Raw genomic sequence first — 10349 nt, 5'->3', positions numbered from 1 at the left:
GTGAAGGCCGGAACGGCGGGGCACCGGCGGCGGCCGACAGGCGGCACGCCCGGCGGGGGGCCGGTTCAGCCCTGCGCGGGCGGCCCGCGGCCCGGCGGCGGCGCGGCGCCGCGCACGGCGACAGCGTCCGGCCGTGCCGTCGCCAACCGATCCGCAATGCGTGGAGGCGCGCAGAGCGCCGCCGCAGGCACCGGCGGCGGTGCGCCGGCCGTGACGCACAACGGGCATTCGCCCATCGCGCCCGCGCTCACGGCCCGGTCGCTGGTGCCGTCCGGATCGCTGCCGGCCTCGCGCAGCTGCAGCGCACCCGCGCCGGCGCAGACCAGCGCCAGGGCCCGCGGCTGCACCAGCGGCGACGCCGCGGCCGCGCCGACCGCCAGCGCGAACCACGCCAGCAGGGCCCGGACGATCCACGGAGCGGTTCGCAGCGCATGCATGGCGGGATTATCGGCGGGGTGCCCCGATGTCTCGGGGTGTAACGCACCCAGCCCGAGGTGCGGATTGGCGGAACCCGCTGCTAAGCTCGGCCGCGACGTTAGCCATCACTCGCGGAAAGGACATTCGGGAGATGGGGGAGACATTCAGGGGCACCGGGGACGGCCCGCATCCGGCGCGGGTTCTGCGCACCGCCGTCGCGGCGCTGGCCGTGGCCGGCAGCAGTGCCTGGGCGGTGCAGGACTGCGAGCTCAACGGCGAGCCGGTCAGCCCAGCCCACGGCGGCACCACCCAGGGCAAGACCGGGATCATGCGCTGCCGGGACCGCGACACCGGCCAGATGGTGCGCGAGCAGGAGCTGCAGAACGGCCGCTTCATGGGCGCCGTGCGCTACTACACCGAAGGCCGCCTGGTGCGCGAACTGGCGGTCAACGAACGCGGCAATCAGCAGGGCCGCGCCCGCGAGTTCGGCCCCGGCGGCCAGCTGGTGCGCGAGAGCTTCTCCGAGAACGGCACCACCGTCGGCCTGTCGCGCAGCTTCCATCCCAACGGCCAGCTGCAGCGCGCCGCCTTCTACGGGCCGCAGGGCGAGCTGGCCCATGCCGAATTCACCAGCCGCGGCGAACTGCGCGGCCTGCGCTGCGGCGACCGGCCGCTGCTCGCGCCGGCGGTGGACGACGCGCGGCTCTGCGGCTTTCCCAACCGCACCTCGCAGCTCTCGTTCCTGGCGGAAAACGGCACGGTGCGCGCGCGGGCAACCTTCGTCGGCGGCAAGCGGGTGCGCTTCGAGACCTTCCAGGACAACGGACTGCCCGCGCAGCAGGAGGAAGCCAGCGCCACCTCCCGGGTGGAGCGCAGCTTCGGCCCCGACGGCAGCCGGCGGCGCGAAGTCACCTGGGCCGTCACCAACGGCCAGGCGGTGCGCGAGCGGGAGCAGGAATTCGCGGCCAACGGCACGCTGACGCGTGACCGCCGCTGGACCCAGGGCGAGCTGACCAGCGAAGAAACCTTCTACCTGAACGGCCAGCCGCGCAGCAAGGCGCAGTACCGCATGGTCGGCGCGACCCGCACGCTGGAAACGCGCGAGTTCTACGACAACGGCGTGCTCGCCGGCGAAGGCCGCTACATCGACACCGGCCGCTACGCGCCGACGCCCACCGGCACCCACCGCCAGTACGACCCGCAGGGCAAGCTGAAGTCGGAATCAGTGTTCGATGCCCGCGGCCGCATCAGTCGCGAGCGCACCTGGGACGCCTCCGGCGCGCTGCTGCGCGACGACGAGGTGTTCGAAGACGGCTCCCGCAAGGCGTTCAGCACCCGCTGAGCCGGCACGCGGTGCAGCCCGGTCAGGCGCCTGCCGGCACGCCGTGGAGGCGCTCGTGCGCTTCGGCGGGCGACAACACGTCCTGCTCGATCGCGCCGAACAGGCTGCGGCCGTCGCGGCCCTTCATCTCGATGCGCACCGTGTCGCCGAAGCGCAGGAACGGTGTCTGCGGCGCGCCGTCCTGCAGCGTTTCGATGCAGCGCTTCTCGGCGATCGAGCCGCTGCCGCGCGGCCAGTCGGTGCGGCTGCCGCGCATCGTGCCGCGGTTGCCGACCGGCCCGGTCGCGACGATGCTGCCCGCCCGCAAACCGCGCAGCCGGCAGACCCGCTCCAGCAGCGCGCCGAAGCCGAACGCCATGTCGGCGCCGGCGTCGCACAGGCCGACCTTGCGGCCGTTGAGGGTGCTCTGCACCGCGCCCTGCAGCACGCCGCCCTGCCAGATGCCCGCCAGTTCGTCGGGCGTGGCGGCCACCGGGCCGAATGCGGCGGCCAGGTGGTGGTCGAACCCGCTGCCGCCCGATCCGCCGGCCCCGCCCGCCCCGTCCACGGCTTCCAGGCTGCGCAGCGTGGCGGTGTTGGCGAGGGTGAGCAGCCGGATGCCGTCCAGCGCCCGGTCGGCGCCGACGCCGGCCGGCAGGTCGCCGGTGATTGCGGCCAGGCCGGCGCCGAAGTCGATGCCCAGCGCCTCGCGTGCCGCGACGATCGGCATGCGCGGCCCGAGCAGGTCGGCACCGCCCAGCCGGACCGGCGCCGGGTCGTGCGCCACCGCGCCCGCCGCATCGTCGCCGGCGATCTGCCTCGCCAGTTCGGCATGGGACGGATAGGCCGTGCAGACCACCGCCTCGTAGGCCCGCGGCAGCGGCGCCAGGCAGCGGGCTGCGTCGAACGCGAAGGCATGGCGTGCGCGGCCGGCGTTCAGCTCGTCCGACAGGTCCTGCAGCTGCGGCGACAGGAAGCCCCAGTCCTCCAGCACCGCCTGCAGCCGGGTCGCGATGCCGGTCGCATAATGGGCCGACGCCAGGTCGCGGGAGACGACCACCAGCTGGCCGTCGCGGGAACCGTCTTGGTAGGTGGCGAGTTTCATGGGCGCCGATTGTCCCCGCTGGGCCCGCAGCGCCCTCCCCGGCCGGTCCGTCCGCTGCGCTCCTGCCGACCGCCCCGCCGCCGATCCATCCCATGTCCGCCCCGCCTTCTCCTTCGCAGGTTCCGTCCGTCCCGCCGCCGGCCGCGCGGCCGCCGTGGCGTGCGATCGCCGGGCTGACGGCGGCGGTGGCGCTGCTGCATGCGGTGGCGCTGCACTGGCTGCCGGCGGGTCTGCCCGGCGGCACGCCGTCGGCGGCGCCGCTGCCGTTCGCGGTGCGGATGGTCGATGCGCCCGCACCGCCGCCCGCCCCTCCGGTGGCCGCAGCCCGCCCGCCCGCTGCGCCGTCGTCCGCCCGGGCTTCGCGTCCCCGGAGCACTCCAGCGCCCGCCCCTGCTGCGGATTCAGCTACTGAATCGATAGCAGAAGCGACGACGACGGACAGCGCGCCGGCCGCCGCACCGTCAGCCGAGCCCGCCGCGCCCGCAGATACCGCCGAGGCGCCGCCGCCCAGTCCGCCGACGGTCGCCCCGCCGCCGCTCGGCCTGCCCGCATCGACCCGGCTGCTCTACGACGCCGAAGGCCATGCCAAGGGCCTGACCTACCAGGCGAAATCGGAACTGACCTGGCGCCAGGACGGCGCCCGCTACGAGGCCCGGCTGGAGCTGAGCGCCTTCCTGATCGGCTCGCGGGTGCAGACCAGCGAAGGCCGCATCGACGCCACCGGCCTGGTGCCGGAGCGCTTCGCCGACAAGGCCCGGCGTGAACAGGCCACCCACTTCGACCCGGCCGCCGGCCGTATCGTCTTCAGCTCCAACGCGCCAGAGGCCCGCTGGCTGCCGGGCACGCAGGACCGGCTCGGCGTGTTCCTGCAGTTGGGCGCGCTGCTGGCCGGCGACCCGGCCCGTTACCCGGCCGGCGCGACCATCGCGGTGCCGACCGCCGGCACCCGCGAGGCGGAGGAATGGCGCTTCGTCGTCGGCGAGCCCGAGATGCTGACGCTGCCGGCCGGCGAACTGCCCGCCCTGCGGCTGGAACGCGCCCCGCGCAAGGAATACGACACCCGGGTCGAGGTCTGGTACGCCCCCGGCCGCGCCTGGCTGCCGGTGCGGCTGAAGATCACCCAGGCGAGCGGCGACTACGTGGACCAGAAACTGTCCGCCATCGAGAACCCCTAGCCACGCGGCGGCCGACCGAACCGCCCGCCCTCGTCCTACTGTGTATCCTCTTGTGCAACCACAGTTCCGACGCCGCATCCCTTGAAAACTGGCACCAAGGTTGCTACCTGACCGAGAACACCGAAAGGAAGCCGCAATGCAGATGCTCTATGACTCCGAAAGCTTCGTTGTGGTCCACATGGTCCCCGACAGCGACGACGATGCGCCGGAGTCTGCCGGCCCGCAGCTGGCACGCCACGGCTTCGAGATCGTCGACAAGCGCTCCGGCAAGGAGGTCTACCTCGACGGTTCCTGGGCCGAGATGTTCCAGCAGAAGATCATGGACTGGCAGCGCAACACGCCCACCCAGGAAGAGGTAGAGGACACGCTCGACCGCTACACCGGCCTGGCCCACAACCCGGTCGTCGTGCACTGACACTGCCGGCAGTGCGCCTTCCGGCGGCCAGCCTCTCGGCTGCGCACCTCCCGGCTGCGCGCTGTTCCCGCCACAACGCCACGGTCATGCCGTGGCGTTGTCGTTTCCGGCCCGCCCGCGCCGGCGCTCCAGCACGCGGAACAGCGGCTCGGCCAGCACCAGCACCGCCACCAGCCGGCAGACCTGAAAGGCGGTGACCACCGGCACGCCGAGCTGCAGCACCTTGGCGGTGATCGACATCTCGGCGATGCCGCCGGGCGAGGTGCCCAGCACCAGCGTCGGCCACGGCAGGCCGGTCGCCTGCGCCAGCAGCCAGGCGAAGCCGGCGCAGATCGCCACCATCGCCACCGTCCCGGCCCCGACCGTCGCCAGCCAGCGCGGCGCGGTGCGCATGAAGCCCGGGGTGAAGCGCACGCCCAGGCTGACGCCGATCGCCAGCTGCGCGGTGTTCGACAGTCCCTGCGGGATCGCCGACAGCACCGAGCCGGCCGCGGTCAGCCCGGCCGACACCAGCAGCGCCCCGATGAACCACGGGTTGGCCCGGCCGAGCCGGCGCATCACCAGCGCGCCGGCACCGGTCGCCGCCACCAGCATCGCCAACCCTGCCGGATCGACCTGGCGCAGCACCGGCGGCATCGGGTCCAGCCCGTGCAGGCCGGCCCACTGCATTCCGAACGGCACCAGCAGCGTGACGATCAGCACCCGCAGACTGTGCGAGGAGGCCACCAGGTCGGTGCGCGCGCCGGCCCGCTCCGACAGCAGCGTCATCTCCGACGCGCCGCCGATGGTGCCGGCGAAATAGGTGGTGGCCCGCAGCATCGGCGGCGGCAGGTGCGCCAGCCGCACCCGGTTGGCGCGGCCCAGCCAGGCGCCGAACAGCGCGCCCATCGCCAGCGCCCACACGATGCCGATGGCGATCGCCCACCACAGGCCCGCCACCAGCGCGGTCACCTGCGGGGTGAAGTACAGCCCGAGGGCCGCGCCGATCGTCCACTGGCCGGCGTTGCGCAGCGGCACGGCGCTGGCGGTGCGCAGGCCGGCCATCGAGGCCGCGGCCGTCGCCAGCAGCGGGCCGATCATCCAGGGCAGCGGGGTTTTGAGCAGGACACACAGCGCTGCGGCCGCCAGCGCCAGCAGCAGCGTCGTCACGACGCGAAGGACGAATCTCACGAACAGGCCACCCCATCCACCCACACGGGTGCGCACGAAAGCCCCGCATAGTAGCGAGATGACTCCGATCCTGCTCCGCACCGCCGCACCGTCCGCCACCCTGCGCGCCGCCGTGCGGGGATGCGCGGGCGCCGCCCTGCTCGCCGCCGCCGTGCTGGCGGCCGGCTGCGTCGGCCCCGGGCCGGCCGACAGCCCGCGCGCGGTGCCGCCGCGCACCGACATCCTGCTGATCGGCGAGCGCCACGACGCGCCCGGCCAGCCGGCGCTCGCGGCCGAGGCGGTACGCGCCCTGGCCGCCGACGGCCGGCTGGCGGTGCTGGCGCTGGAGATGGCGCCGGAAGGCACCAGCACCGTCGCCCTGCCCGCCGGCGCCGACGAAGCGGCCGCACGCAGCGCCCTGGCCTGGGACGAGCGGGCGTGGCCGTGGGAGCGCTATGCACCGGCCGTGATGGCCGCGGTCGCGGCGCGGGTGCCGGTGGTCGGCGCCAACCTGCCGGCCGCGCGCCTGCGCACCGCGATGGCCGACGTGTCGCTCGACGCCCAGCTGACGCCCGAGGCCCGCGCGCTCCAGGAAACCGCGATCCGCGACGGCCACTGCGGCCTGCTGCCCGAGCGCCAGATCGGCCCGATGACCCGGGTGCAGGTGGCGCGCGACCGGATCATGGCCCATGTGCTGGCGCAGTCGGTGCGGCCCGAGGCGACCGCGGTGCTGTTGGCCGGCGCCGGCCATGTCGATCGGCGGGTCGGCGTGCCGCAGCACCTGCCGACCCACCTGTCGGTCCGGGCGGTGGCGATGGTCGCCGCAGGCGATGGGGCCGGCGCGCCGGCGGCCTTCACCGCCGTCTGGCCCAGCCCGCCCGCGCCCGCCACAGACCATTGCGCGGCCCTGCGCGAGAAGCTGCCGCCGGCCCGCCGCACGCCCTGAGCCGGCGGCCACGCCGGGCGGGCCGTGCTGCGACAATCCCGCCGCTATGACTTCTGCCTACATCCTCACCCTGTCCTGCCCGGACCGCACGGGCATCGTGCATGCCGTCTCGGGCTTCCTGCTCGAGCGCGGCGGCAACATCGAGGACGCGGCGCAGTACAGCGACCGCGGCACCGGTCTCTTCTTCATGCGGGTGCAGTTCTCCTGTACCGCCCTCTCCCGCGCCGAACTGCAGGCGCAGCTCGGCCCCTTCGGCGAAGGCTTCGCGATGCAGTGGCAGCTGCATGCGGTGGCCGAGCCGGTGCGCACCGTGCTCATGGTGAGCAAGGAAGGCCACTGCCTGAACGACCTGCTGTTCCGCTGGAAATCCGGCTTGCTCGCGATCGACATCCGCGCCATCGTCAGCAACCACCGCGACTTCTACCAGCTGGCCGCCAGCTACAACGTGCCCTTCCACCACATTCCGGTCACCGCCGCCACCAAGCCGCAGGCCGAGGCGAAGCAGTACGAGATCATCGAAGCGGAAGGCGCCGAGCTGGTCGTGCTGGCCCGCTACATGCAGGTGCTGTCGGACGACCTGTGCCGCAAGCTCGCCGGCCGGGCGATCAACATCCACCACAGCTTTCTGCCGAGCTTCAAGGGCGCCAAGCCGTACTACCAGGCGCACGACCGCGGCGTGAAGCTGATCGGCGCCACTGCCCATTACGTGACCGCCGACCTGGACGAAGGCCCGATCATCGAGCAGGACGTGGCCCGGGTGGACCACAGCAAGACGGTCGAGGACCTGACCGCGATGGGCCGCGACACCGAGAGCCAGGTGCTGGCCCGCGCGGTGAAGTGGCACAGCGAACATCGGGTGCTGCTCGACGGGCACAAGACGGTGATCTTCCGCTGAACCGGCGGCCGGGCCAGCGGCGTACGGGGCAGTGCAGTTCCGGCGCCGCCTTTGCCCGGCTGATGATGAAACCGGTCTTCAGCGCCCGTCCCACCTGCGCTACCAGCTACTCTTTCGATAGCAAAGGCCTTTCGCCATGACCCTGCGCATCCCGCCGATCCAGTGCCTCGTCACCTTCGAGGCCCTGGCACGGCTGCGCAGCGTGACGCTGGCGGCCGAGGAGCTGTGCGTCACGCCGAGCGCGGTGAGCCACCGGGTCCGGCAGCTCGAGCAGATCCTCGGCACCAAGCTGTTCGGCCGGGCCGACTTCTCGCTCACCACCGACGGCAGCGAATACCTGGCCCACGTGCGCGAGGGCCTGGCGGTGCTGTCGCGCTTCCCGAGCACCCAGGCTGCCGGCGGCCGGCGCAAGCTGCGGGTCGCGGTCACGCCGACCTTCGCCCGCTCGATCCTGATCCCGCGGCTGCGCCAGTTCCTGGAGGCGTACCCCGAGATCGACCTGGCGCTGCAGGTCAGCATCCCGCTGCTCGACGTGGTGGCCGAGGACGCCGACCTGATGGTGCGCTTCGGCACCGGCCGCTATGCCGATGTCGAGCACGTCCGGCTGATCGACGACGTGGTCACGCCGCTCGCCTCGCCCGCCTATCTGCGCGAGCACGGCCCGTTCGACACGCCCGAGGACCTGCAGCGCGCCGCCCTGCTGCGCTCGCCGCTCGACCCGTGGCGCACCTGGTTCGCCGCGCACGGGCTCGACTGGCCGGAGCCGGCCGACGGCTCCTCCTTCAACGACATCGGCCTGACCTGCGACGCCGCGGCGCAGGGCCTCGGCGTGGCGCTGGTGCGGCTCAAGCTCGGCGCGCCCTGGCTCGACAACGGTTCGCTGGAGCGCATCTTCCCCGACGCCGTGCCCAGCCCGCATGCCCACCACCTGTGCTGGCGCACCGGCGCGATGGACCGCTGGGAATGCGCCGCCTTCGCGGAGTGGCTGCAGAAAAGCCTGGGGTGAGTGACACGGGCTGATCCGCCGGCCCGCAGCCGCGGGCGCCGGACGACATCGGTGCGCCTGCCGGACGACTCAACCGTGCGCGCCTTCGCCCCGCGCATCCACCGGCAGCACCAGCTCGAACACCGTCTGCGTGCTGTCCGACCGCAGCACCCGCAGGCTGCCGCGGTGCGCGGTGGCGACCAGCCGGCAGAACGCCAGGCCCACACCCCAGCCGGCACGGCCGCCGGCATCGGCCGCATGGCCGCGTGCGAACGCCGCGAAGATCGTCTCCCACTCGACCTCGGGGATCAGCGGTCCGGTGTTGGCGACCCGCACCCGGACATCGGGCTGCTGCGGCGGTGCCGCGGGCAGGATGTCGCAGTCGATCCGCGCGTCGGGGCCGCCGTACTTGCGGGCGTTCAGCAGCAGGTTCTCCAGCACCCGGAACAGCGCATCCCGGTCCCACCAGCCGTCCGCGTCGCCGTGCACCGTCATGCGGTCGCCCAGCACCGCCGCGTTCTCCGCGACCACCTCCTGCACCAGGGCCCGCATGCCGAACGGTGCCATCCGGAACGTCGGCAGTCCACCGTGGCCGGCGGTGAGGTCGTCGAGCATCGAGCGCAGCATGCGGTCGAGCCGGCGGTGGCTGTGCTGCAGCCGTTCGACCGATGCCCGCGCCCGCGGGTCCTCGACCTGCCGGGCCAGTAGGTTGGCGGCGAGCGTCGCGGTGTGCAGCGGGCTGCGCAGATCGTGGGTGATCGAAGCCTCGATGGTGCGGCGGGTGCGTGCGTGCTCGGCATCGGCGGCGACCCGCGCCGATTCCGCCCGGTTGACCGCCACCGCCAGCCCCCAGAGCGTTCCGACCAGCGTCACCAGCCCGCACCAGATCGCCACCACCAGCGCGCTCTCGGCATCGAGCCGGCCCTGCCGGTAGCCGTCGAGCACGAAATACGCCGCTGCGAGCGTGCAGCCGGTCCCGGCCACCAGCAGCCGGAAGCCCGGCCGGCCGGCCGCGCCCTGGGACGACAGCGCCGCCACGATGCCCCCGTGCCGGCAGGCCAGCAGCGTGCTCATCGCCAGGCCGACGAAACCCACCACCGTCGGAATCGACACGCCGGTGCCGGGCAGGTGGGCGTAGATCTGCGAATCGGGCATCAGGTGCCCGAAGCCGAACAGCAGCGCGAACGACAGCACCGCCATCGCCAGCGCCTGCCCGGTGGCGATCCGGCCCGCACCGATGGCGCCAGCTGCTGCGCCCGACAGCACGAAGAGCATGCCGGTGAAGGGCGACGACCAGAACGCGGGCGGAATGCCCGACGCCGGCGTCAGGTCGAGCGCATGGCAGGCGACAATCGCCACACCCGCAGCCCCCTCGACCAGCCCGGGCAGCCAGACGGCCGGAGCGCGGAAGGGCGCGACCACGGCCGCGACGACGCCGACCAGCATCACCGCCGCCGTCATCACCGACAGCGCCGGCCGGTCCTGCAGGAACCGCGTGAGTTCCGACACCCCTGCCATCCAGCCGGCCAGCGCGACCAGCGCCACCACTGCGGCGAGCAGCGCGAAACCCCGGTGGGCCCAGGACAGCAGCCGGTCCCCGGGCCCCGCTGGCGGGTACTCCGTTGCATGCATGGAATATCGAATCGTTCGGGTCGGTCACGCGGATCGTGTGCCGGCGACCGGGAGGGTCAACGTACTACCGAACCGGCGGGCGCCGTCGCGTTTCTGTAACAGGGACCGGACGCGACGGCGGCGACTGCAGCCACGACAAACCGCACGCTGCAAACGACGCGGCGAAGCGCATCGACCCTCACCCGCCGCGGCGCAGCCGGCGCTCGCGCTTCGTCAGCCACCGCCGCAGCAGCCGCTGCACCAGCCACATGCCGGCAGCCACCGCCATGCGCTGACCCCGCGTCCCCCGGGCCGGCGCGGCCGTGCGTG

At 73.4% G+C, this 10349-nt stretch carries 10 protein-coding genes; 6 read left to right on the top strand and 4 right to left on the bottom strand.

What is annotated here, in order from left to right; genetic code table 11:
* Window positions 1-65 precede the first annotated feature (65 nt).
* Complete coding sequence (locus QZ500_RS01040) at window positions 66-437, bottom strand: DUF2946 family protein (protein ID WP_295849757.1); 372 nt, start codon at window positions 435-437, stop codon at window positions 66-68.
* Between the two features lie 131 nt (window positions 438-568).
* On the opposite strand from QZ500_RS01040, the gene QZ500_RS01035 reads away from it, so the two are divergent.
* Window positions 569-1759, top strand: coding sequence for a hypothetical protein (locus QZ500_RS01035; protein WP_295849755.1), 1191 nt, complete (start codon window positions 569-571; stop codon window positions 1757-1759).
* Window positions 1760-1781: 22 nt separating this feature from the next.
* Here QZ500_RS01035 and QZ500_RS01030 read toward each other — a convergent pair whose 3' ends face one another.
* The gene (locus tag QZ500_RS01030) at window positions 1782-2843 is read right to left on the bottom strand and encodes a fumarylacetoacetate hydrolase family protein (protein WP_295849753.1); all 1062 of its coding nucleotides are present in this window, start codon (window positions 2841-2843) and stop codon (window positions 1782-1784) included.
* Between the two features lie 92 nt (window positions 2844-2935).
* Here QZ500_RS01030 and QZ500_RS01025 point away from each other — a divergent pair, with 92 nt between their 5' ends.
* Window positions 2936-4018, top strand: a complete 1083-nt coding sequence (locus QZ500_RS01025; protein WP_295849751.1) for a DUF3108 domain-containing protein — start codon at window positions 2936-2938, stop codon at window positions 4016-4018.
* A 136-nt stretch (window positions 4019-4154) separates the two neighbouring features.
* On the top strand, window positions 4155-4433 hold the full coding sequence (locus QZ500_RS01020; RefSeq protein WP_295849749.1) for a DUF3567 domain-containing protein: 279 nt from the start codon (window positions 4155-4157) through the stop codon (window positions 4431-4433).
* Between the two features lie 84 nt (window positions 4434-4517).
* Here QZ500_RS01020 and QZ500_RS01015 read toward each other — a convergent pair whose 3' ends face one another.
* Complete coding sequence (locus QZ500_RS01015; protein ID WP_295849759.1) at window positions 4518-5609, bottom strand: AbrB family transcriptional regulator; 1092 nt, start codon at window positions 5607-5609, stop codon at window positions 4518-4520.
* Window positions 5610-5661: 52 nt separating this feature from the next.
* Between QZ500_RS01015 and QZ500_RS01010 the strand changes: the two genes are divergently transcribed.
* From QZ500_RS01010 to QZ500_RS01000, 3 genes are all read left to right on the top strand, one after another.
* A complete protein-coding gene (locus QZ500_RS01010; RefSeq protein ID WP_295849747.1) occupies window positions 5662-6528 on the top strand; it encodes a ChaN family lipoprotein in 867 nt (288 codons plus the stop codon).
* A gap of 46 nt (window positions 6529-6574) precedes the next feature.
* Entirely contained in the window at window positions 6575-7423 is an 849-nt protein-coding gene (gene purU, locus QZ500_RS01005; protein ID WP_295849745.1) for a formyltetrahydrofolate deformylase, read from the top strand.
* Between the two features lie 136 nt (window positions 7424-7559).
* Window positions 7560-8429, top strand: coding sequence for a LysR substrate-binding domain-containing protein (locus tag QZ500_RS01000; protein WP_295849743.1), 870 nt, complete (start codon window positions 7560-7562; stop codon window positions 8427-8429).
* A 69-nt stretch (window positions 8430-8498) separates the two neighbouring features.
* Here QZ500_RS01000 and QZ500_RS00995 read toward each other — a convergent pair whose 3' ends face one another.
* Window positions 8499-10040: a HAMP domain-containing sensor histidine kinase gene (locus QZ500_RS00995; protein ID WP_295849741.1), complete on the bottom strand. Its 1542-nt coding sequence runs from the start codon at window positions 10038-10040 to the stop codon at window positions 8499-8501.
* Window positions 10041-10349 lie beyond the last annotated feature (309 nt).

The sequence above is a fragment of the uncultured Xylophilus sp. genome (assembly GCA_913776965.1).
In the GTDB taxonomy this organism is placed as follows: Bacteria; Pseudomonadota; Gammaproteobacteria; order Burkholderiales; family Burkholderiaceae_C; genus Xylophilus.
Note: the sequence above shows the minus strand (reverse complement) of the source record. Positions and strands in the feature narration are given on the sequence as shown.

Coding starts and splice junctions, on each gene's coding strand:
- QZ500_RS01035 (WP_295849755.1), top strand. CDS start 569: ATGGGGGAGACATTCAGGGGCACCGGGGACGGCCCGCATCCGGCGCGG.
- QZ500_RS01030 (WP_295849753.1), bottom strand. CDS start 2,843: ATGAAACTCGCCACCTACCAAGACGGTTCCCGCGACGGCCAGCTGGTG.
- QZ500_RS01020 (WP_295849749.1), top strand. CDS start 4,155: ATGCAGATGCTCTATGACTCCGAAAGCTTCGTTGTGGTCCACATGGTC.
- QZ500_RS01000 (WP_295849743.1), top strand. CDS start 7,560: ATGACCCTGCGCATCCCGCCGATCCAGTGCCTCGTCACCTTCGAGGCC.
- QZ500_RS01025 (WP_295849751.1), top strand. CDS start 2,936: ATGTCCGCCCCGCCTTCTCCTTCGCAGGTTCCGTCCGTCCCGCCGCCG.
- QZ500_RS01010 (WP_295849747.1), top strand. CDS start 5,662: ATGACTCCGATCCTGCTCCGCACCGCCGCACCGTCCGCCACCCTGCGC.
- QZ500_RS01040 (WP_295849757.1), bottom strand. CDS start 437: ATGCATGCGCTGCGAACCGCTCCGTGGATCGTCCGGGCCCTGCTGGCG.
- QZ500_RS00995 (WP_295849741.1), bottom strand. CDS start 10,040: ATGCATGCAACGGAGTACCCGCCAGCGGGGCCCGGGGACCGGCTGCTG.
- purU (WP_295849745.1), top strand. CDS start 6,575: ATGACTTCTGCCTACATCCTCACCCTGTCCTGCCCGGACCGCACGGGC.